Here is a 20,782-nt window from a genome sequence, read left to right on the forward strand (position 1 = left end):
CAATCTCCGGCCTACCCTTCCTCACTGCGAGACCGGCCTGCCCTTTTCTCATGGTCCAAATGGGATCCAAACGGGAGAACTCACACTGATGCACACCGACCTCGTGGCCGCGCTCGACATCGGCGGCACCAAGATCGCCGGAGCGCTGGTGGACGGCCACGGCCGGATCCTGCTGCGCGCCCAGCGGCCGACGCCCGCGCAGGAGGGCGGCGAGACCGTCATGGCGGCCGTCGACGCCGTGCTCGGCGAACTGACCGTCTCGCCGCTGTGGAGCCGCGCCACGGCCATCGGCATCGGCAGCGCGGGCCCGGTGGACGCCTCGGCGGGCACCGTGAGCCCTGTGAACGTGCCCGGCTGGCGCGACTACCCCCTCGTCGAGCGGGTCCGGGCCGCCACGGCAGGGCTGCCCGTCGAGCTGATCGGCGACGGAGTGGCGATCACCGCGGCCGAGCACTGGCAGGGCGCGGCCCGCGGACACGACAACGCGCTCTGCATGGTCGTCTCGACCGGTGTCGGAGGCGGTCTCGTCCTGGGCGGACAGCTGCACCCCGGACCCACCGGCAACGCCGGTCACATCGGCCACATCAGCGTGGAGCTCAACGGCGACCGCTGCCCGTGCGGGTCCCGCGGCTGTGTCGAGCGCATCGCGAGCGGCCCGAACATCGCGCGCCGCGCCATCGAGGGCGGCTGGCAGCCCGGGGTGGAGGGCGACACCTCGGCGGCCGCCGTGGCCGCCGCCGCCCGCGCCGGCGATCCCGTCGCGGTGGCGTCCTTCGAGCGTGCCGCCCAGGCCCTGGCCGCCGGAATCGCGGCGACCGCGACGCTGGTGGAGATCGACATCGCGGTGATTGGCGGGGGAGTGGGGAAGGCGGGTGACGTCCTGTTCACGCCGCTGCGTGCCGCGTTGCGCGACTACGCAACCTTGTCGTTCGTGCAGCGGCTCACTGTGACGCCTGCGCAGATGGGGACGGATGCGGGGCTTGTGGGTGCGGCGGCCGCTGCGCTCAGCCGTAGGTCGAGCGCCACCACGGCGGTGGTTGGCGGCTGAGCCGCCCCCTGTGGTTCGGGTGGGGATTCGATCCGAGCGTTGTTGTGTGGCGGCCGGTGGGGGCTTGTCGCGCAGTTCCCCGCGCCCCCAGGTGTCTCGGGGCGCGGGGAAGCTGATTGGTCGGCCCCCACCGGCCCGCAGTGGGGTGGGCTGGTGTCAGCAGGTGAGTCGGGTGTCTGCCCAGTCGCCGTGGTCCGAGGTGATTCCGTCTCCGCCGTCCGTGACGACGAGGCGGATGACCTGGGCGCCGCTCACGTCGGCCGAAAGGGCCTGTACTGGCTGGGCGTTGGTGAGGACGCCGGTCGAGGCCACCTTTGTGCCGTCGGCCCAGATCTCGAAGGCGACGGACCCGTCCGTGCCCTCCTCGTCGTCCACACCGACCTTCGCGGTGACGGTCTCGCAGGCCTTGCCCGTGTAGTACTCGACGGTGCTCTCCGCATGGACGCCGAGCCCGGTGGCGTAGACGACGCCGTTGATCGTGATCGGGGTGCCGTCGCCCGCATCGCTCTCGCCGTTGCTGGTGTTGCGCTCGACGGGCCCCCAGCCGTTGGTCGTCGAGAGCCAGGGGAGGTCACCGAGGTTCGAAGCGCCCGAGGGCGGGGCCACCACGACGGACGCCGTCAGCGGCAGCACGCTCTCGGCCCGCACCCCGTTCGGCGAGCGGTAAGTCGCCTTCAGCGTCAGCTCGTACGACCCCGCGGGCGTGCTCGCCGGCGCGGTCACCGTCCACTTGGTGCGCAGCGCCCTGCCGGTCGGGAGGGAGCCGGTCGTGGTGGGCGACTTGGCCTTCACCTTCCAGCCCTGGGGTCCGCTCACGGAGACGGAGACGCGCTTCGCGGGGGTGCGGCCCAGGTCGGTGACCGAGGTCGTCAGGGCGGTCGGCGTGCCCGCCTCGATCAACGTGCTGCCGTCCAGGCCGAGTTCGACGGCGGGCGGGTACTTGGCCCAGCGGCCGTCCGTCGAGACGCGTACGAGGACCGTGCCGTGGGGCGGGACGGTCGCCGAGATCGCGCCCGCCGTGTTGTAGCTCTTGTGCTGCCACAGGTCGCGCAGCGTGTAGGCGTCCGCCTCGGGCAGTCCGACGGCCTTCGCGGTCGTGGCGATGCGCTGGGCGCTGCCGGTCTCGTTGAAGAGGGCGACCGTGCGGCTGCCGTCCTTCATCTCCTTGGCGACGACCCAGCGGCCGCCCTCGGAGGAGAGCACCGCGCCCTGCTTGCCGAGCGGGTCCTGGTCGACCGCGATGACCTCCTTGTTGCCGAGGATGTCGAAGGTCTCCTCGGGGACGGAGCGCAGGTCCGAGCCGATGAGCAGCGGCGCGGCCATGATCGACCACATCGAGAAGTGTGTGCGGTACTCGGTGTCCGTCATGCCGCCGTTGCCGACCTCCAGCATGTCGGGGTCGTTCCAGCGCCCGGGACCCGCGTACTGCGTGAGCGGCAGGTTCTGCTTCATGATCGAGAGCATCGAGCCCCAGTTGTCGCTGATGTCCCCGGTCGTACGCCACAGTTGGCCGACGTCGGCCGCCCACTCCCAGGGCTTGTTCTCGCCCCACTCGCAGATGCTGTAGACGATGGGGCGGCCGGTCGACTCGGAGGCGGCCTTCAGGGCGTCACGCATCGTCGTGTACCGCTGCTTGGCGTCCACGCCCTGGTTGTTGCAGTTGTCGTACTTCAGGTAGTCGACACCCCAGTCCGCGAACTGCTGGGCGTCGCTGTACTCGTGGCCGAGCGCACCCGGGAAGCCGGCGTCGTTGCACGTCTTCGTGCCCGCGCTGGTGTAGATGCCGAGCTTGAGTCCCTTGCCGTGCACGTAGTCCGCGACCGCCTTGATCCCGCCCGGGAATCGGACCGGGTCGGGCACCAGCTTGCCGTTCGCGTCACGGGCGGGCAGCGCCCAGCAGTCGTCCAGGTTGACGTACTCGTATCCGGCCTCCTTGAGCCCCTTGGCTACGAAGATGTCCGCGATCCCCTTGACCATCTCCTCGTTGAACTCCGCACGGCAGTGCGTGGAGTTCCAGTTGTTGAAGCCCATGGGCGGGGTGAGGGCGAGACCTTCGGCCGGGGCGGGTGCGGCCGGTGCTGCCGGAGTTCCGGCCGAGGTTCCGGCCGGTGTCTGCGCGTTGGCGGCCGGGGCCGGCCCGGTCAGCCCCAAGGTGCCGAGCAGCCCTGCGGTGAGCGCTCCGACCACTCTTCGGCGAGTCGTGCGGGTGAGAAAGTGACGCATCGTTACGTCCTCCGTACTCGCGAAAGGTTGGATGTCTTCATGTCCGCGTCATCCGTGCGCGTTTACGGTAGGACCTGTCGCACTGTGGTGGAAGAGGTGCGGTAACGTTTGTTCGATATCCCGTCAAAACCCTAGACGATGCTCTCACTAGGGAATGGGATTCAAGCCTCGCGTGTGTTTGTGTTGAGTTGTGCCCCACGGCGGGAGTGGCGGCATGGCTATCGCTCAAGGAGCCCGTGGTGCCCGGAAGTGCGGCGGGACATCGGATGTCCCCGCGAAATCTCCTGTGTGGCGCGGCCGTGCCGCGGAACGACGGAAAGGCCGACCGTGACCCATGGGCGGGTCGGCAGTTGAACCGGGCATGAAGAAGCGCAGCATGCTCGCCATCGCCTCCCTCGCCGCCGGATTCGTGGTCGCGGCCGTCACGCCGTCCCACTCCGCGGAGGGTGGCGACGCCCTCGGCAGCCTCGACGTACAGAACACGCTCAGCAGCCTCGACCAGACGATCAGCGACGGCAGTCTGGCCACGGACGACAAGCCCGAGGAGCAGCGGGGCTGACCCACGAGTCAGGACCGTCCCGACCATCAGCCCGGCCCGTCGAGGGCCGGGCTTTCGCATGCGTCCGACCCGTCGAACGCGACCTCTTCAGGGCCTGGTTTCCGTGGCAGGGTGGAGCGGGCAAGCCTCAGGGGGCCAACAGCAGAGGGGGAACCGTGATCGTTTGGATCAACGGTGCGTTCGGTGCGGGGAAGACCACCACCGCACGGGAACTGATCGACCTGATCCCGAACAGCACACTCTTCGACCCCGAGCTCATCGGCGCCGGGCTGACGCGGCTCCTGCCCGCCAAGCGCCTCGCCGAGGTCGGCGACTTCCAGGACCTGCCGATCTGGCGACGGCTCGTGGTCGACACCGCGGCCGCGATGCTCGCCGAGCTCGGGGGCGTACTCGTGGTCCCCATGACGCTGCTCCGCCAGGACTACCGTGACGAGATTTTCGGCGGACTCGCATCCCGCAGGATCGCGGTACGCCATGTGCTTCTCGCCCCGGCGGAAACGATCCTGCGCGAGCGAATAGCCGACCGGGAGGTCCCGCCGGACCTCCCCGACGGGGAGATACGGGTGCGGCAGTGGTCGTACGACCACATCGAGCCGTACCACGCCGCCCTCGCCGGCTGGCTCACCGCCGACGCCCACCCGGTCGACACCAGCGCGCTCACCCCGTACGAGGCCGCCGTGCGCATCGCCGGGGCCGTGAGCGGCGGAACCGTCCCCGTCTGCGACATCGTGCAGACCCCCGAGCCCACCTCGGAGACCGTCGCCGCGGGCGTACTCCTCTTCGACGAGCAGGACCGGGTGCTGCTCGTCGACCCGACCTACAAGGCCGGCTGGGAGTTCCCGGGCGGCGTCGTCGAATCCGGCGAGGCGCCCGCGCGCGCGGGCATCCGCGAGGTCGCCGAGGAGACGGGCATCCAACTCGTCGACGTACCCAGCCTGTTGGTCGTCGACTGGGAGCCACCGGTACCTCCCGCCTACGGCGGACTGCGTCTCCTCTACGACGGCGGCCGGCTCGACGGCGACGAGGCCCGGCGGATGCTGCTGCCGGGCCCCGAACTGCGCGCCTGGCGCTTCGTCACCGAGGAGGAGGCGGCCGGACTGCTGCCGCCCGTCCGCTACGAGCGCCTGCGCTGGGCACTACGCGCACGGGAGCGGGGAGCCGCGCTGTACCTGGAGGCCGGGGTGCCCAAGGGGTAGCTGTCCCGGCGACGGTGGGGGGGCGAAGGGCGTACGAGGGACGACTGGCGTGCCCCGGTTGTGTGTGGGGCACGCCAGTCGGACCGACTCGCCTAGTTCGCCGCGTAGTTGCGCAGGAACAGCGCCTCCGCGACGGACAGCCGCTCCAGCTCCTCGGGTGACACGCTCTCGTTCACGGCGTGGATCTGCGCCTCCGGCTCGCTCAGCCCGATGAGCAGGATCTCCGCCTGCGGATACAGCGACGCGAGGGTGTTGCACAGCGGGATGGAGCCGCCCTGACCGGCGTACTGCATCTCCGCCCCGTCGTACGCGACGCTCATCGCCTGCGCCATCGCCGCGTACGCCGGACTGGTCGTGTCGGCCCGGAACGGCTGGCCCTGGCCGATCTGTTCGAGCTGCACGCGCGCGCCCCACGGGGTGTGCGCCTCCAGGTGGGCCTGGAGCAGCTTGGTCGCCTCGACCGTGTCCACGCCCGGCGGCACCCGCAGGCTGACCAGCGCGCGGGCGCCCGCCTGCACGGACGGGGTGGCGCCGACCACCGGCGGGCAGTCGATGCCCAGCACGGTCACGGCCGGTCGCGCCCAGATGCGGTCGGCGACCGTCCCCGAACCGATCAGCTCCACACCGTCGAGCACCTTCGCGTCCTTGCGGAACTGCGCCTCGTCGTACTGCAGGCCGTCCCAACGGGAGGTGCCCGTCAGCCCGTCGACCGTCGTCGAGCCGTCCTCGGCGCGCAGCGAGTCCAGTACGCGGATCAGCGCGCCCAGTGCGTCGGGGGCGGCGCCGCCGAACTGGCCGGAGTGCAGGTTGCCTTCGAGGGTGTCGACCCGGACGCGGACGAGCGTCATGCCGCGCAGCGCGGTCGTCACCGTGGGGACGCCGACCCGGAAGTTGCCCGCGTCGCCGATGATGATCGTGTCGGCGGCCAGCAGCTCGGGATGCTCCTCGGCGTACCGCTCAAGGCCGCCCGTGCCCTGCTCCTCGGAACCCTCCGCGATCACCTTGACGTTGACCGGGACCCCGCCGTTGGCCTTGAGCGCGCGCAGCGCCAGCAGGTGCATGACCAGGCCGCCCTTGCAGTCGGCGGACCCGCGCCCGTACCAGCGGCCGTCCCGCTCCGTCAGCTCGAACGGCGGGGTCGCCCAGCCGGTCTCGTCGAGCGGCGGCTGCACGTCGTAGTGCGCGTACAGGAGGACGGTCTTCGCGCCCTCGGGGCCAGGCAGGCTGCCGTACACCGACTGTGTGCCGTCGGGGGTGTCGAGCAGCGCGACGTCCTGGAAGCCCTCGGCGCGCAGTGCGTCGGCCACCCAGTTCGCGGCGCCCTCGCTCTCGCTCCTGGGGAACTGGTCGAAGTCCGCCACCGACTTGAAGGCCACCAGCTCGGTGAGCTCCGCCTTCGCCCGCGGCATCAACGAGGCGACGGTCTCGGCGACCGGATTCGACGACATGGGCACGCTCCTCGTGGGTGCGACGTTATACGGATGGGTACGTCTGCGATGCGCGCATACGGGTGTGCGCGCTGCATTCGCTGCAGATCCTCCCACAGCGGTCCTGGCCGGACGTCGCCGTAGGATGCGTGGAGTAGGTGCGGCAGGCGGCTGGATCGGAGCAGCAGACCATCGTGAGCAGCGAGAACTCTTCGGACGACGCACAGCGGGTGTGGGACGTCGTCGTGGTCGGCGCGGGGCCTGCGGGCGCCTCGGCCGCCTATGCGGCAGCGGTCGCGGGGCGCAGCGTCCTGTTGCTGGAGAAAGCGGAGCTCCCCCGTTACAAGACGTGCGGCGGCGGCATCATCGGACCGACCCGTGACGCGTTGCCGCCCGGCTTCGAGCTGCCGTTCCAGGACCGGGTGCACGCGGTCACGTTCTCGCTCGACGGCAGGTTCACGCGCACCCGCCGCTCCAAGCAGATGCTCTTCGGGCTCATCAACCGGCCCGAGTTCGACCAGCAGCTCGTCGAGCATGCCCAGAAGGCGGGCGCCGAACTGCGTACGGGCGTCACGGTCTCGCGGGTGGAGCAGCACGGCTCGGCCGTCCCCGACCGGCGCACGGTGGCCGTCGTCCTCCAGGACGGCGAGACGGTGCTGGCCAGGGCCGTGGTCGGCGCGGACGGCAGCGCCAGCCGCATAGGGGCACACGTCGGGGTGAAGCTCGACCAGGTCGACCTCGGCCTGGAGGCGGAGATCCCGGTGCCGGAGACGGTCGCGGAGGACTGGAAGGGACGGGTCCTCATCGACTGGGGCCCCCTTCCCGGCAGTTACGGATGGGTGTTCCCCAAGGGCGACACACTCACCGTCGGAGTGATCTCGGCGCGGGGCGAAGGCGCCGCCACCAAGCGGTACTTGGAGGACTTCATCGCCCGGCTCGGCCTCGCCGGTTTCGAGCCGAGCATCTCGTCCGGGCATCTGACGCGCTGCCGTGCCGACGACTCGCCGCTGTCGCGGGGGCGGGTGCTGGTGTGCGGGGACGCGGCGGGGCTCCTGGAACCCTGGACCCGCGAGGGCATCTCCTTCGCGCTGCGCTCGGGGCGGCTCGCGGGGGAGTGGGCGGTGCGGATCGCGGAGGCGCACGACGCCGTGGACACGCGACGGCAGGCGCTGAACTACGCCTTCGCGATCAAGGCGGGACTGGGCGTCGAGATGAGCGTCGGCAAGAGCATGCTCACGATCTTCCAGCGGCGGCCCGGCATGTTCCACGCCGCGCTCACCGGTTTCCGGCCCGCCTGGAAGGCGTTCGCGGGCATCACCCGCGGATCCACCTCGCTGGGCGAGCTCGTACGTTCGCATCCGATGGCGGGGCGCGCCCTGACCGCGCTCGACCGGTGACCTGAGGGCTCAGCTCTTGACGGTGATCCGGAAGACCGGGTGGTCGGGGGCGATGCGCCGCAGCTCCTCGTTGGACGAGTCGGGGCCGACGCCGTTGAAGAACACGCCGACCTCGGCCTTCCACCGCTTGAGGTAGGCGCGCAGCAGCGGGACCTTGTCGTCGTCGGCGACCTCCACGGCGGTGAACACGTCCACCTTCTTGCCGAGGTGCAGCTCGCCGCCGCCCGCGACCCGCATGTTGTGCGTCCACTGGACGTGGCCGCGCGGGGCGACGAGGTACTGCGTGCCGTCCACGGTCAGCAGGTTGACGGGGGTGGTGCGCCACTCGCCGCTCTTGCGGCCGCGGACGGCCAGGACCCGGGAGCCCCAGACGCTGAGGCCGCGGCGGGTCATCCAGGCGATGGTCCTGTTGAAGACCTTCACGGTGAACCAGCCGGGCTTCTTCACGTGCGTGGACGTGGTCATGGTGACTTCCTCCTGAAGCGGAAAGTGTGAGCACTGCTCTCGCTTGAGAGCAGTGTGCACGAGATCGGTGATCCAAAGCAAGAGCAGTGCTCTCGTAGTGGTTCACTGCTCACGTTTGCGTGCACCGCTCTCGTTTGTGTGCACTGCTCTGGAAATATGGAACACTGGCGTGCATGAGTACCGCCAAAGGAGCCCGCGCCCGAGCCCGGATCGAGGTCACCGCGGCCATCAAGGACGAGGCGCGCAGACAGCTCGCCGAGGACGGCGCGGCCAAGCTCTCCCTGCGGGCCGTGGCCCGCGAGCTCGGCATGGTCTCCTCCGCGCTGTACCGCTACTTCCCCAGCCGCGACGACCTGCTGACCGCGCTCATCATCGACGCCTACGACTCGCTCGGCGCCGCCGCCGAAACGGCGCACGCCGAGGTGGCCGACGCCGGACCGGTCCGCCGCTGGACCGCGGTGTGCGAGGCGGTGCGCGAGTGGGCTCTGGGGCACCCGCACGAGTACGCGCTGATCTACGGATCGCCCGTGCCCGGGTACGTCGCACCCGCCACCACCGTGCCGGCGGCGTCCCGCGTCGGGCTGCTCCTCATCGGCATCCTCCGGGACGCGCAACAGGGCGCAGGCGTCGCCCTTCCTCCGCTGCCCGCCGAACTCGGGCCCGAGGCGCGGAGGTTGGCCGATGACCTGGCCCCCGACCTGCCGCCCGCGGTGGTCACCGCGCTCGTCGCGGCCTGGGCGCAGCTCTACGGACTCGTCGGCTTCGAGCTGTTCGGGCAGTTCAACCGAGTCGTGGAGGACCGCGAGCCGTTCTTCCGGCACGCCGTCGCCCAACTCGGTCATGGTGTGGGCCTCGTGTTCCCTCAGGACACCGGCACGGGCGGCCGGGGCAGCAGGGCGGGATCCTGACGGAGGATCCGCGCGTGCAGTGACCGGAGCGGCGGCCCCGGGTCCGCGCCCAGCGCCTCGGCGAGCCGCTGCCGTGCGGCCTCGTAGGCGGTCAGCGCGTCCGAGGAGCGGCCCGTCCGGTACAGCGCGAGCATCAGCAGCTCCACGAGCCGTTCCCGCAGCGGGTGAGCGGCTACGAGCCGGACCAGCTCATGGACGTACTCGAAGGACCTGCCGAGTTCGATCTCGCCGGCCAGCCGGGCCTCCAGCACCGTGAGTCGCTTCTCGGCCCAGCGCAGCCGTTCCGCCGCCAGATAGGGCGCCTGCAGCCCCTCGGCGAACTCGCCGCGCCACAACTCCTCGGCGCGCTCGACCAGTTCGCCGGCTCGCCGCAGCTCACCCGCGTCGCGCGCCGCGAGTGCCTCGTCCACCCACCGCCGACGCTCGCGCAGGTCGTCGGCGTCCGCGCCGGTGAGCCGGTAGCCGCTGCCCGTCCACACCAACTCCGCGGCGCCGCCCAGGGCTCGGCGCAGCCCGGAGACGTACTTCTGCACGAGGTTGCGTACATGCAGGGGCGGGGCCCCTCCCCACACGGCCTCGACCAGGGCGTCGTACGAGATGGAGCGCCCCTCCTGGAGGAGCAGTACGGCGAGTACGGCGCGCTGCTTCGGCGGGCCGAGCGGTATCTCGACGCCGTCGCGCAATGCCCTGAGCGGGCCGAGCAGTTCGAAGCGCAGGCCGTCGGACGCCCCCTCGGCCTCGGCCGAACCGCTCTCGCGCAAGCCCCTCGGTGTCCCCTCACCCATGCGTCGAGAGTATCCCGGCACCGGCGTTCCAGTGGATCTTCCAGCGGACGGTCAGCGGCGCCGACGACCGTGGCCGCGACGGATCCCCGGCGAAAGGCCACACCACGATGCTCACCCGGCTCGGCCGCCTGGCGGTGCGGCGCAGCCGCGCCGTCCTCATCGGCGTACTCCTCACCTTCCTCGGCCTCGCCGCCTACGGGGCCGGCGCCCAGAACGACCTGGACCTCGCGCGCTGGAGCTCGCCCGGCACGGAGTCGGTGCGCGCGGGGGACGTACTGCGCGAGGAGTTCGGCACCGGTAATCCCAACCTGGCACTGCTCGTCACGGCACGCGACGGCGACGTGGACAGCGCCCGCACACGGGAGGCGGCCCGCGCGCTCGCCCAGGAGGTGGAGCGGCTGCCCCTGGTCACCGACGTCACCTCGTACTGGGACGCCGACAGCCTCGCCCTGCGCGGCACCGACGGCCGTCGCGCGCTCGTCCTCGTCCGCCTCGAAGCAAGCGCCACGGAAGCACGCGAACAACTCGCCACACTCTCACCACGGTTGACGCGCACGACACCCGAGCTCACCGTCCAGGTGGGCGGCCAGGAGGAGATCTCGCGCCAGGTCGGCGAACAGGCCCGCACCGACTTCCTGCGCGCCGAACTCTTCGCACTGCCCGCCGTCCTGCTCCTCCTCGTCCTGGTCTACCGACGCACCACGGCAGCCCTGTTGACGGTCGCGGTCGGTCTGCTGTCCGTCCTCGGAACCCTCGCCGGGCTGCGCGCGATCGCGCAGTTCACCGAGGTGTCGACCTTCGCGGCGAACCTCGCCCTCGTCCTGGGCCTCGGACTCGGCGTCGACTACAGCCTGTTCGTCATCAGCCGGTACCGCGAGGAACGCGCGGCCGGGCGCCCGGGGCCCGACGCCGTCGTTCGGGCGACCGCGGTCGCCGGGCGCACGGTGGTGTTCAGCGGAGTGACGGTGGCGGTGTCGCTGAGCGCTCTGCTGGTGTTCCCGTTCTTCTTCCTCAGCTCGTTCGCGTACGCGGGTGTCCTCGTCGTGGTGACGGCGGTGGCCGGAGCGGTGGTCTTCCTGCCGGCTGCCCTGGCCCGCTGGGGCCACCGGGTCGAACGGCCCGCAGCCCGCACGTCGTCCGGCTTCTGGCACCGCACGGCACTGGCGGCCATGCGCCGCCCACTGCTCGCCGGCGCCGGAGTGCTCACCGTCCTGCTCCTCGCCGCCTCGCCCCTCCTCGGGCTGCGCTTCGGACTCCCCGACGAGCGGGCCCTCCCCGACGGGACCTCCTCGCGCACCACCTCCGAGATCGTGCACGAGGAGTTCCCCGCCGAGGCCACCGACACCATCCAGGTCGTCCTCACGAAACCGATCACGAAATCACTCACGGGTGCGCCCACCGAGGCGCCCACGACCACGGCCGCCACGCGCGCCTACGCCACCGAACTCTCCTCGATCCAGGGCGTGTTCCAGGTCGACGCCCCCTCCGGCACCTACCGAGACGGGCAGCGGACCGGAGCGCCGGGCCAGGACCGGCTGACGGCGCCCGACGGCCGCGTACGGCTGGCGCTGGTGCCCACTCAGGAGACGATGCGCGGAGACGTACCGGCGCTCGTCGAACGCGTCCGTGACGTCCCCGCACCCGCCGGCGTACTGGTCGGCGGCTACCCGGGCGAGACCACCGACTTCCGAGCCACGCTCCTCGACCGGCTGCCGCTCGCCGCCGGGCTCGTCCTCGGGGCGACGTACCTGATCCTCTTCCTGATGACCGGCAGCGTGCTGCTCCCCCTGAAGGCGACCGTCCTGAACCTGCTCAGCCTGTCCGTGATGTTCGGCTGCCTGGTGTGGGTCTTCCAGGACGGGAACCTCTCCGGAGTGCTCGGCTTCACGCCGACCGGTTCGATCGAGCCGAGCATCCCGGTGCTGATGTTCTGCGTGGCCTACGGCCTGTCCATGGACTACGAGGTGTTCCTGCTGTCCCGCATCAAGGAGGAACACGACCGCACCGGCGACACCGGGCGCGCGGTCGCCGAGGGCATCCGGCGCAGCGCCCCGCTGATCACGGCGGCGGCCGGCATCCTCGCGCTGTCCTTCCTGTCGTACGCGACCGGAGGCGTCGTCTTCCTGAAGGAGCTCGGCATCGGCACGGCCCTGACGATCCTCGTCGACGCGACCCTCATCCGGGTGGTCCTGCTGCCGGTGACGATGCGGCTCGCGGGGCGCGCGAACTGGTGGGCGCCGAAGCCGCTGCGCCGCTTCCGGATCAAGGAGGCGCCCGAGCCCGAGCCCGAGCCGGAGCGGGTACTCCGCCGGGAGTACGTGTGATCACCACGCTCGGCTGACGCCTCCGGCGACCCGCGGCGTCTAGCGTGGCAGGCATGGAAGAGCAGCGCACACGCCGGTGGGGTGGACCCCCCTGGGCCGGGGGCGGCCCGCCGCGGGGCCGGTGGCACGGACCCCCGTGGTGGAACCGCCGCGACGAGGAGGAAGAGGGCGGCGGCCGTCCGCGTTGGCCGTGGCGTTCGACGCTGCTCCTCACCGTGTTCGTCCTCGTCGGCAGCAACTTCGCCGCGGAGCAACAGCCCGATCGGGAAGAGCTCGACGTCCTCGCGCGGATCCTCCTCTTCGGGGGCGCCGCTCTGCTTCTGTGGCGGCAGCGGTATCCCGTGGCCGTGGTGTTCGGCACCGCGGCCACGGCGCTCGTCTACTTCAGCGCCGGATATCCGTACGGGCCGATCTTCCTTACGGTGGCGCTCGCGTGCTTCAGCGCGATCGTCGCGGGGCAGCGCTGGGCGGCCTGGACCGCGCTCGGCACGCTGTGGGTGGTCCATCTCCTGGTGGGGCACTGGCTCTACCGGTGGCTGCCGCCGAAGGGCGACCCGGTCTCCTCGTGGGGCGAGGAGGTTGCCATCGCCGCCTGGATGATCGCCATCCTCGCGGTCTCCGAACTCGCCCGGGTACGCCGTGAGCAGTGGGACCGCGACCGGGCGGAGCGTCGGCAGGCGGCCAAGCGGCGCGCCGACGAGGAGCGGCTGCGGATCGCCCGGGAACTGCACGACGTCCTGGCGCACAGCATCTCCGTCATCAACGTCCAGGCGGGTGTCGGCCTCGCGCTGCTCGACTCCGACCCCGAACAGGCGCGCACCGCGCTCACCACCATCAAGGCCGCGAGCAAGGAGGCCCTGGGGGAGGTGCGCCAGGTCCTCGACACGCTCCGTACGTCCGGAGACGCGCCGCGCGCGCCCGCGCCCGGCCTCGACCGGCTCCCCGAACTCGTCGAGCAGGCCGCGGGTGCCGGACTGACCGTCGACGTCGAGAGCGGGGGCGACCGCAGGGCCCTGCCGCCGGGTGCCGACCTCGCCGCCTTCCGCGTCATCCAGGAGGCGCTGACCAACGTCGTACGGCACTCCGGATCACGGCACGCCCGCGTGCGGGTCGACTACGCGCGCGACGCGTTGACGCTGCGTATCGACGACGACGGACCCGCGACGGGCGAGGACGCGGGCGGCAGCGGCAACGGGCTGGCCGGAATGCGGGAGCGGGCCGCGGCCCTGGGTGGCACGATCGAGGCCGGACCGCGCGAGGACGGAGGCTTCCGGGTGCTGGCCCTGCTGCCGCTCAAGAACTCGCGCGGGACGTCAGGGGCGTCGGCCGGGACGTCCGAGAGGTCCGAGGAATCCCTCAAGCTCAAGGAGGACCGGTGATCCGCGTACTGCTCGCCGACGACCAGTCACTGGTCCGCGCAGGCTTCAAGGCACTCCTCGACGCACAGCCGGACATCGAGGTGGCCGGAGAGGCCGCCGACGGCGAGGAGGCGCTGCGCGCGGTGCGCGAACTGCGGCCGGACGTCGTCCTGATGGACATCCGCATGCCCCTGCTCGACGGCCTCGCCGCGACCCGCCGCATCACCGACGACGACGGCCTGAACGACGTCAAGGTGGTCATGCTCACCACCTTCGAGCTGGACGAGTACGTCTTCGAGGCCATCCGCTCCGGAGCGTCCGGCTTCCTCGTCAAGGACACCGAACCGGAGGAACTCCTGCGCGCCGTGCGGGCGGTGGTCGAGGGTGACGCACTGCTGTCGCCGGGTGTGACCCGTCGGCTGATCGCAGAGTTCGCGGCGCGCTCCAAGGAGCCCGCGGCCGCCGGGGCGCTGGCCGAACTCACCGAGCGGGAGCGGGAGGTGATGGCGCTGGTCGGCATCGGACTGTCGAACGACGAGATCGCGCGCCGGCTGGTCGTCAGCCCGCTGACCGCGAAGACCCACGTCAGCCGGACCATGGTGAAGCTGGGCGCCCGCGACAGGGCCCAACTGGTCGTGCTGGCCTATGAGTCGGGCCTGGTGCGGCCGGGCTGGTTGGGCTGAGGCGGCTGCCGGAAACGGACCAGCACACTGGCCACCCGGAAGACGAAGAGCACGGCCGCGAGTGAGGTCCCGGCCGCGAGCTGGATCTTCTCGATGGTGACCGGCAGGTCGAAGAGCAGTGCGGGTCCGGCCAGGGCTCCGAACGCCACCGCCGCGGCGAACGCGGCGCTGAACAACGCGTATCCGATCTCGACGGTCATCTCGTCCCGCTCGGACTGAGTCCGCCGCCCCCTGGTCTGTCCCATACGGGCAGTCTCACAGGGGACCGCCCGGCGGGGCAAGGAAAGGCGCGCCCGGCGGGCAAGGAAGGCCGCCGGGCGCACGTCGTCGTGAGGGAAGGCCCCCGCCGGGGCGCGTAGTCGCGTTGGAGGGTGTCAGTCGCGGGCCGCGACCCGCGCGTCCTCCTGCTCCCCCGCGTCCTCCTGCACCCGCTCGTCCTCCCGCACGTCGTCGGACTTGGCGACCAGGATCGTCGTCTGCCGCGTCCGCTGCCCGCGCAGTCCGGTGGCCGTGATGAGCAGGCCCGCCACGGCGATCGCGGTGACGACGACCAGACCGGGACGGTAGCTGTCGAGGACAGCTTGGGGCGAGGAGCTCTCGGAGGAGTTCGCGGTCACCACGGCCGTCACGATCGCGAGGAAGATCGCGCCGCCCACCTGCACCGAGGTGTTGAGCAGACCCGAGACCATGCCCTGCTCGTGGTCGTCCACGCCGTTGGTGGCCTGGATGTTGAGCGAGGGGAAGACCAGTGCGCAGGCCGCGCCGATCAGCAGCATCGACGGAAGGATCACCGCCGCGTACACGGGGTCCAGGTCGACCCGCAGGAACAGCGCGTAGCCGACGACCATCAGGGCGAAGCCGGCCACGATGAGCCGCGGAGTGCCGAACCGGTCGACGATCGCCCCCATCTTCGTCGCGGACAGCGCCACCAGCGCGCCCGCGGGCAGGAAGGCCAGCGCGGTGTGCAGCGCCGACCAGCCGAGCAGCGACTGCATGTAGAGCGTCACCAGGAACTGGAAGCCCACGTACGAGCCGAAGAACGCCATGGCGCCCAACTGCGCCCGGACCTGGTTGCCGGAGCGCAGTACCCCGAGCCGGATCAGCGGGCTGGGGCTGCGCTGCTCGACGCGTACGAACACGGTCAGCAGGACGGCCACCGCGAGGAACGACAGCAGCGTACGGGCCGTCGTCCAGCCCACCTCGGGTGCCTGGACGACGGTGAAGACGAGCAGCAGCATCGAGGTGGTGCCGATGATGGCGCCGGGGATGTCGTAGCCGCGGTGGGTCCGGTCGCGCTCGCTGCGCGGGATGAGCTTGAGGCCGGCGATCAGGGCGATGACCGCGATGGGCGCGGGCAGCAGCATGGTGAGGCGCCAGCTGGCCTCGGTGAGCAGCCCGGACAGGACGAGACCCATCGAGAAGCCGGTCGCGGCGCAGGTGGTGTAGATGGAGAGCGCGCGGTTGCGCAGCGGGCCCTCCGGGAACGTCGTGGTGATGATCGACAGGCCGGCGGGAGCGGTGAACGCGGCGCTCAGGCCCTTGATGAACCGGCTCGCGATGAGCAGCGGGCCCGAGTCGACGAGCCCGCCCAGCAGCGAGGCGAGCGCGAAGACGCCCAGCGCGACCAGGAAGACCTGACGGCGGCCGAGGAGATCGGCGGTGCGTCCGCCGAGGAGCAACAGGCCGCCGTAGCCGAGGATGTAGCCGCTGACGATCCACTGCAGGGTCGAGGTGGAGAGATCGAGTTCGGAACCGATGGACGGCAGGGCGACGCCGACCATCGACACGTCCAGCGCGTCCAGGAACATCGCGGCGCAGAGCACCAGGAGGGTGCCCCACAGGCGAGGCGTCCAGCGAACCGTCGAGGACGGTGCCGCGGAGGGGGTGAGCGGAGAGGTCATGCGCCACACAGTACATGCGCATGCATTCAATGCAAGCGCATTTAATGCGGATGCAACAAAGGTGGTTTTTTGCTAGGGTGCGGGCCATGGCGGCTGTCGAGAAGGCCGAGCAGGGCCTCGTTGACCAGTGGCGCGACATCCTCGCGGTGCACGCGCGCACACTCTGCGAACTGGACCGGACTCTGCACCAACACGGCCTGGGTGCAAGCGACTTCGAGGTCCTGGACGTGCTGGCCGCGACCGCGCCGGCCGACGGCGGTGACATCTCCTACCGCGTCCAGGAGATCGCCGAGCGGGTTCATCTGAGCCAGAGCGCGCTCTCCCGGCTGATCGGTCGCCTGGAGAAGGACGGCCTCGTGGAGCGCTGCATGTGCCCGGAGGACCGGCGAGGCGTCCGGGTCGCCCTCACACCGAAGGGGCGCGCGCTGCACGGCGAGGTGCTGCCGGTGCAGCGCGCGGTGCTGGGGCGGATGCTGGCGGGTGGCTCCGCCGGGTGAGGCGGTCCGGCCGGGCTGGGCCAACGACTGGGCTGGGAGCCCGGCCGGGTCGCGAGATCGGCCGGGCGGGGTGAACTGGCTGGGCGGGGCGAACTGGCCGGGCCGGTTGAGTCGCTGATGCGGCCCGCCCGCCGCCGCTGTTGTCGCGTGCCGCCCCTCAGCTCCAGGTGACCGCCGACTTCTCCCGCCACAGTGTCGCGATCGACGAGTCTCCCGTCACACCCGGGAACGGGCCGCGGTTCCACAGCGCCAGATAGAGCTGAGCTGCCGTCCCCACCAACTCGCAGTCCGCGTCCGCCACTTCGCCCCGCTCGGCCGCCGGGGGTTCGGCCGACAGCCGTACGCTCCACACGGCGTCCGAGTCCGAGGCCCGCACCCTCAGGACGCGCGGCTCGTCCGTCCGTACCCTGCTCCTGCTGCGGGCGTGGAAGCCGAGCAGCAGTTCGTCGATGCCGTCGACCGCGAAGTCCACCGGGACCGCGGTCGGGGCGCCACCGCGTGCGGACTCCGCGTCCACCCGGTGCACGGTCGTCTCGTGGGCCTGCCGCCGAGCCCAGAAGGCGAGCGGCGAAGGGGCGGGCAGGAAACTCCAGCACTCCACGTCGGGAGGGGCGGAGGCGAGCGTGTCGACGAGCCTGCGGTGCCCCTCCCGGAACCAGGTCAGCAACTCCGTGCCGTCCAGCCCGGGCAGGCCGCCGTCGGGATGGTACGAGGTGTGCCCCTCGGCCACGAACGCCGTGGCCCAGCGGTGCACCATGCCGGTGTGCCGCAATAGGTCCCGGACCTGCCACTCCGGGCAGGTGGGCACCTTGGCGTCGGCCCCGGCCGCCTCCGCGGCCTCGGCCAGCAACCCGCCTTCCCGGTCCAGGCTTCGAACGAACTCGGCAGTCTCCATGCAGGCGAGTGTGCCGGATGGGGCGGGCTCCAGGAGGGACGGCGGGCGACTCGCTTCCGCCTCTGACCCGGGTGGTGCGGCCCGCCGCTCGGAGCGTTGTACCCGACGACGTGGCCTGTCATCGGGTACTGCGACACTGTCATCGGGTACGACGACACCGAGTGCGGCCCGCTCGGCATGAGGCGGCGCGCGTCCAACTCCGCGGTCAGCCCCCGGCGTTCGCGTCCTTCTCGTCGAAGCTCGCGAAGTACGCGGCGGCCATGTCCTCGTCCGCGTGGCCCTGGGCGGCGGCGCGGGCGAAGCGTTCGGCGCTCGCGGCGGCGACGTCGAGACGGAGGCCGTGCCGCTCGCCCGCCTCGACGATCAGACGGGCGTCCTTGGCGGCGGTGCCCACGGCGAAGGCGGCCGGTGAAAGCTGGTCGTTGAGGATGAGCCCCGCCTTGGCGCGCAGATAGCCCATGTCCAGCGGGCCGCCTGCGATGGCGTCGAAGAAGCTCTGCGGGTCCACGTCCAGAGCCTTGGCCAGGGCCAGCACCTCACCGGTCGCGTTGGTGACGGAGAGGACCCAGCTGTTGGCCACGAGCTTGAGGCGGGTGGCGCTGCCCGCCGCACCGTCCTCACCCGTCCACACCGTACGGGCACCGACGGCGTCGAAGACCGGGGTCACGGCCTCCCTGCCGTCGACCGGACCGGCGGCCAGGACGAGCAACTGACCGGCCTCGGCGGGCTGTCGGGTGCCGAGAACCGGCGCGTCGTAGAAGACCAGGCCCTTCTCGCGGGCGAAGTCGGCCAGTTCGACGACGGCCTCGATCCCGGCGGTCGTCGACTGCACCCACGCGGTGCCGGCACGCAGGGCGGGCGCGGCCTGCCGCATCACGTCCAGCGCGGAGGGACCGTCGTACAGCATGGTGAGGACGACATCGGCGCCCTCGACCGCCTCCAGGGGGGTGTCGACGACGTGTGCGCCGTCGGCGGCGAGAGGCTCGGCCTTGTCGCGGGAGCGGTTCCAGGCCCGGACGGTGTGTCCGGCGCGGACGAGGTTGCGGGCCATCGCGGCGCCCATGATCCCGGTGCCGAGGACACTGACGGTGAGCTTGTCGGTCATGACATCAACTTTCCTGATCCGTATGGTGCGTCGATTACCACTGTGCCCTGCCCTGCCCTGCTGTGGCGTGCTGTGCTGTGCTGTGTGCCGTGGCGATGTCGGGCCGGGCGCGCCGCGCACCGGGTCCCGGTGGCGGCTCCGACGAAGCCGTCAGTCGGCCGTCGCCCGCCGCGTCCCGTATCCGATGACGGCGGCCACCGCGGCCAGGGTCGCCACGCTGGTGAGGGCGATGGGCAGGGAGAGCCAGTCGGCCATGAAGCCGATGGCGGGCGGCCCGAGGAGCATGCCGCCGTAGCCGAAGGTGGAGGCGACGGCGACGCCGCTGGGGCCGGCCAGGGCACCGGCCCGCTCGACGGCGATCGGGAAGATATTGGCGAGGCCGATCCCGGTGACGGCGAAGCCGACGAGGGCCGCCCACACGGAGGGGGCGAGCGATCCGACGAGCATGCCGACAGCCGCCATGGTGCCGCCCGCGACCACTGTCCGGGTCCGCCCGAGCCGCTCCAGGAGCGTGGTCCCGCAGAGCCGGCCGATCGTCATGGCGAGCGCGAAACACGAGTAGCCCGCGGCCGCGATGCCCGGGTGCGCGTCCAGGTCCTGCTCCAGGTGCAAGGTGCCCCAGTCGGCCAGGGCCCCCTCTCCGTAGGCCGTACAGAGGGCGATCAGACCGAAGACGACGACCAGCCGGCGCGTACGGGGGTCCGGTCTGCGCGGCGCATGTTCCTCGGGCTGTCCGGGAGCCGGCTGCGGTGCGGGGGACTTGTGCCGCAGCAGGGCGCGTCCCGCGACAGCCGTCACCAGCAGGCCGATCACGGTCAGGCCCAGCAGATGCCGCGTCGGCGACAGCGAGCCCGCGACCAGTCCGCCGAGACCGGCGCCGATCATCCCGCCCAGGCTGAAGGCCGCGTGGAAACTGGGCATGATCGGCCGCCGCAGTACGGCCACCAGGTCGACGGCGGCGCTGTTGAAGGCAACGTTGATCCCGCCGTACGCGGCGCCGAAGATCAGCAGGACCGTGCCGAGTGTCCAGGTGGAGTGGGTGAGGGGTGGCAGTGCGACGCTGAGGGAGAGCAGGATGCCGCAGACGACGGTGACGGGGTGGCTGCCGTAGCGGCGGCAGAGCCTGCCGGTGAACATCATCGTGACGACGGCTCCGGCGGAGACGCCGAGGAGGGCGAGTCCCAGTGTGCTGGCGGAGGCGCCGGTCTGTTCCTTGATGGCGGGAATGCGGACGACCCACCCGGCGAAGATGAAGCCGTCGAGGGCGAAGAAGGTGGTGAGGGCGATGCGGAGCCGGGTGAGGTCCTTGCTGTGGCCCGGCACGTCTTTGTGCGTTCGGGATTTGTTTATTAGCGGCACAAACTCAGGCTAGGCGGGAGCCGGGGGCTGGGCAAGGGCGTATTCGGTGCCTGGTCGCCAGGGGCTTGGGGTGCCGGAAGGAAACGTCTCTGCGGTCAATGGAGCCCAGCCGCACGGAGCTGACGACCTAGGCAGTCGTCGCGGGCTCCTGTCGCCTCCCGGGGGCTGTTCGTCCCGATTGGATGGGCAGCGCGGCGCACCGGGCGACCGGCCGGGGGACTGGTGCGGTTTCTGAACGTGGCTTCCGCCGCTCTGGCGGAGGATGGCCTCAACCTCTAGCGAACCCGGCGCGGACACGCCGCTCTCTGGTAGGAAGTCACCCCGGGGAGGGGTCAACGCCCCCCTCTTGCCGGTGCAGAAGGGAAACGACGTCATGACTGAGCAGGCTGGAGCTCCGGGGTGGGCTGACGGCACGGTCCCGCCGCCGGCCCGCCCCACGGCCGACACGCCCCACCTTCAGCTAGCCCCGCTGGACGTCGAAATTCTCCGCTTGATGGGTCAGGACGAGTCCATCGCCAACGTCGGGGCCGGAGTGGGTGTCTCGCGCCGTACCATCTCGCGCCGGATTGAGCGGCTCATGACAATTCTGGGGGCCGTCGACCGCGGGGAGTTGGCGGCCAAGGCCGCGCAACAGGGGCTGATCTAGGGCCTG

At 71.4% G+C, this 20,782-nt stretch carries 19 protein-coding genes; 10 read left to right on the forward strand and 9 right to left on the reverse strand.

Annotated elements, in window-relative coordinates; translation table 11 throughout:
* Positions 1-88 precede the first annotated feature (88 nt).
* Complete coding sequence (locus QF035_RS46935; protein WP_307528234.1) at positions 89-1,048, forward strand: ROK family protein; 960 nt, start codon at positions 89-91, stop codon at positions 1,046-1,048.
* Between the two features lie 156 nt (positions 1,049-1,204).
* On the opposite strand, the gene QF035_RS46940 is transcribed toward QF035_RS46935, so the two are convergent.
* Positions 1,205-3,271, reverse strand: a complete 2,067-nt coding sequence (locus QF035_RS46940; RefSeq protein ID WP_307528237.1) for an NPCBM/NEW2 domain-containing protein — start codon at positions 3,269-3,271, stop codon at positions 1,205-1,207.
* Between the two features lie 361 nt (positions 3,272-3,632).
* Between QF035_RS46940 and QF035_RS46945 the strand changes: the two genes are divergently transcribed.
* Positions 3,633-3,830, forward strand: coding sequence for a hypothetical protein (locus QF035_RS46945; RefSeq protein ID WP_055613458.1), 198 nt, complete (start codon positions 3,633-3,635; stop codon positions 3,828-3,830).
* 155 nt (positions 3,831-3,985) lie between these two features.
* The gene (locus QF035_RS46950; RefSeq protein ID WP_307528240.1) at positions 3,986-5,026 is read left to right on the forward strand and encodes an NUDIX hydrolase; all 1,041 of its coding nucleotides are present in this window, start codon (positions 3,986-3,988) and stop codon (positions 5,024-5,026) included.
* Between the two features lie 92 nt (positions 5,027-5,118).
* Here the strand turns inward: QF035_RS46950 and QF035_RS46955 are convergent, their stop codons facing one another.
* Positions 5,119-6,474: a dipeptidase gene (locus tag QF035_RS46955; protein WP_307528243.1), complete on the reverse strand. Its 1,356-nt coding sequence runs from the start codon at positions 6,472-6,474 to the stop codon at positions 5,119-5,121.
* Positions 6,475-6,647: 173 nt separating this feature from the next.
* On the opposite strand from QF035_RS46955, the gene QF035_RS46960 reads away from it, so the two are divergent.
* Positions 6,648-7,850 carry a geranylgeranyl reductase family protein gene (locus QF035_RS46960; RefSeq protein ID WP_307528244.1) on the forward strand — a complete coding sequence of 401 codons (1,203 nt, stop codon included), beginning with the start codon at positions 6,648-6,650 and terminating at the stop codon, positions 7,848-7,850.
* A 9-nt stretch (positions 7,851-7,859) separates the two neighbouring features.
* On the opposite strand, the gene QF035_RS46965 is transcribed toward QF035_RS46960, so the two are convergent.
* On the reverse strand, positions 7,860-8,315 hold the full coding sequence (locus tag QF035_RS46965) for a nitroreductase family deazaflavin-dependent oxidoreductase (protein WP_307528246.1): 456 nt from the start codon (positions 8,313-8,315) through the stop codon (positions 7,860-7,862).
* A gap of 173 nt (positions 8,316-8,488) precedes the next feature.
* Between QF035_RS46965 and QF035_RS46970 the strand changes: the two genes are divergently transcribed.
* The gene (locus QF035_RS46970; RefSeq protein ID WP_307528248.1) at positions 8,489-9,223 is read left to right on the forward strand and encodes a TetR/AcrR family transcriptional regulator; all 735 of its coding nucleotides are present in this window, start codon (positions 8,489-8,491) and stop codon (positions 9,221-9,223) included.
* On the opposite strand, the gene QF035_RS46975 is transcribed toward QF035_RS46970, so the two are convergent.
* Entirely contained in the window at positions 9,178-10,008 is an 831-nt protein-coding gene (locus tag QF035_RS46975) for an AfsR/SARP family transcriptional regulator (RefSeq protein WP_307528250.1), read from the reverse strand. The genes QF035_RS46970 and QF035_RS46975 overlap by 46 nt on opposite strands.
* Here QF035_RS46975 and QF035_RS46980 point away from each other — a divergent pair.
* From QF035_RS46980 to QF035_RS46990, 3 genes are read left to right on the forward strand one after another with little or no spacing between them, the layout of a single operon-like run.
* A complete protein-coding gene (locus QF035_RS46980) occupies positions 9,993-12,332 on the forward strand; it encodes an MMPL family transporter (RefSeq protein WP_307528252.1) in 2,340 nt (779 codons plus the stop codon). The two genes, QF035_RS46975 and QF035_RS46980, sit on opposite strands and share 16 nt — an antisense overlap.
* A 53-nt stretch (positions 12,333-12,385) precedes the next feature.
* Entirely contained in the window at positions 12,386-13,711 is a 1,326-nt protein-coding gene (locus QF035_RS46985; RefSeq protein ID WP_307528254.1) for a sensor histidine kinase, read from the forward strand.
* The gene (locus tag QF035_RS46990) at positions 13,708-14,373 is read left to right on the forward strand and encodes a response regulator (RefSeq protein ID WP_189838596.1); all 666 of its coding nucleotides are present in this window, start codon (positions 13,708-13,710) and stop codon (positions 14,371-14,373) included. The genes QF035_RS46985 and QF035_RS46990 overlap by 4 nt, the downstream gene beginning before the upstream one ends.
* Here the strand turns inward: QF035_RS46990 and QF035_RS46995 are convergent.
* On the reverse strand, positions 14,334-14,618 hold the full coding sequence (locus QF035_RS46995; protein ID WP_269653569.1) for a DUF6332 family protein: 285 nt from the start codon (positions 14,616-14,618) through the stop codon (positions 14,334-14,336). The two genes, QF035_RS46990 and QF035_RS46995, sit on opposite strands and share 40 nt — an antisense overlap.
* A 129-nt stretch (positions 14,619-14,747) precedes the next feature.
* Positions 14,748-16,274 (reverse strand): MFS transporter, encoded by a 1,527-nt coding sequence (locus QF035_RS47000; protein WP_307528258.1) that lies wholly within the window; start codon positions 16,272-16,274, stop codon positions 14,748-14,750.
* A gap of 86 nt (positions 16,275-16,360) precedes the next feature.
* Between QF035_RS47000 and QF035_RS47005 the strand changes: the two genes are divergently transcribed.
* Positions 16,361-16,771, forward strand: a complete 411-nt coding sequence (locus QF035_RS47005; protein ID WP_307528260.1) for a MarR family winged helix-turn-helix transcriptional regulator — start codon at positions 16,361-16,363, stop codon at positions 16,769-16,771.
* 157 nt (positions 16,772-16,928) lie between these two features.
* On the opposite strand, the gene QF035_RS47010 is transcribed toward QF035_RS47005, so the two are convergent.
* The 3 genes from QF035_RS47010 to QF035_RS47020 form a co-directional block, all read right to left on the reverse strand.
* Complete coding sequence (locus QF035_RS47010; protein WP_307528262.1) at positions 16,929-17,666, reverse strand: maleylpyruvate isomerase family mycothiol-dependent enzyme; 738 nt, start codon at positions 17,664-17,666, stop codon at positions 16,929-16,931.
* A 205-nt stretch (positions 17,667-17,871) separates the two neighbouring features.
* Positions 17,872-18,771, reverse strand: a complete 900-nt coding sequence (locus tag QF035_RS47015; RefSeq protein WP_307528264.1) for an NAD(P)-dependent oxidoreductase — start codon at positions 18,769-18,771, stop codon at positions 17,872-17,874.
* A 150-nt stretch (positions 18,772-18,921) separates the two neighbouring features.
* Positions 18,922-20,094: an MFS transporter gene (locus tag QF035_RS47020; protein ID WP_307528266.1), complete on the reverse strand. Its 1,173-nt coding sequence runs from the start codon at positions 20,092-20,094 to the stop codon at positions 18,922-18,924.
* Between the two features lie 409 nt (positions 20,095-20,503).
* Between QF035_RS47020 and QF035_RS47025 the strand changes: the two genes are divergently transcribed.
* Positions 20,504-20,776 carry a hypothetical protein gene (locus QF035_RS47025; RefSeq protein ID WP_307528268.1) on the forward strand — a complete coding sequence of 91 codons (273 nt, stop codon included), beginning with the start codon at positions 20,504-20,506 and terminating at the stop codon, positions 20,774-20,776.
* The last annotated feature ends 6 nt before the right edge of the window (positions 20,777-20,782 follow it).

The sequence above is a fragment of the Streptomyces umbrinus genome, from assembly GCF_030817415.1.
Classification (GTDB): Bacteria; Actinomycetota; Actinomycetes; order Streptomycetales; family Streptomycetaceae; genus Streptomyces; species Streptomyces umbrinus_A.

Coding starts and splice junctions, on each gene's coding strand:
- QF035_RS46935 (WP_307528234.1), top strand. CDS start 89: ATGCACACCGACCTCGTGGCCGCGCTCGACATCGGCGGCACCAAGATC.
- QF035_RS46940 (WP_307528237.1), bottom strand. CDS start 3,271: ATGCGTCACTTTCTCACCCGCACGACTCGCCGAAGAGTGGTCGGAGCG.
- QF035_RS46945 (WP_055613458.1), top strand. CDS start 3,633: ATGAAGAAGCGCAGCATGCTCGCCATCGCCTCCCTCGCCGCCGGATTC.
- QF035_RS46955 (WP_307528243.1), bottom strand. CDS start 6,474: ATGTCGTCGAATCCGGTCGCCGAGACCGTCGCCTCGTTGATGCCGCGG.
- QF035_RS46965 (WP_307528246.1), bottom strand. CDS start 8,315: ATGACCACGTCCACGCACGTGAAGAAGCCCGGCTGGTTCACCGTGAAG.
- QF035_RS46970 (WP_307528248.1), top strand. CDS start 8,489: ATGAGTACCGCCAAAGGAGCCCGCGCCCGAGCCCGGATCGAGGTCACC.
- QF035_RS46975 (WP_307528250.1), bottom strand. CDS start 10,008: ATGGGTGAGGGGACACCGAGGGGCTTGCGCGAGAGCGGTTCGGCCGAG.
- QF035_RS46985 (WP_307528254.1), top strand. CDS start 12,386: ATGGAAGAGCAGCGCACACGCCGGTGGGGTGGACCCCCCTGGGCCGGG.
- QF035_RS46995 (WP_269653569.1), bottom strand. CDS start 14,618: ATGGGACAGACCAGGGGGCGGCGGACTCAGTCCGAGCGGGACGAGATG.
- QF035_RS47000 (WP_307528258.1), bottom strand. CDS start 16,274: ATGACCTCTCCGCTCACCCCCTCCGCGGCACCGTCCTCGACGGTTCGC.
- QF035_RS47005 (WP_307528260.1), top strand. CDS start 16,361: ATGGCGGCTGTCGAGAAGGCCGAGCAGGGCCTCGTTGACCAGTGGCGC.
- QF035_RS47010 (WP_307528262.1), bottom strand. CDS start 17,666: ATGGAGACTGCCGAGTTCGTTCGAAGCCTGGACCGGGAAGGCGGGTTG.
- QF035_RS47015 (WP_307528264.1), bottom strand. CDS start 18,771: ATGACCGACAAGCTCACCGTCAGTGTCCTCGGCACCGGGATCATGGGC.
- QF035_RS47025 (WP_307528268.1), top strand. CDS start 20,504: ATGACTGAGCAGGCTGGAGCTCCGGGGTGGGCTGACGGCACGGTCCCG.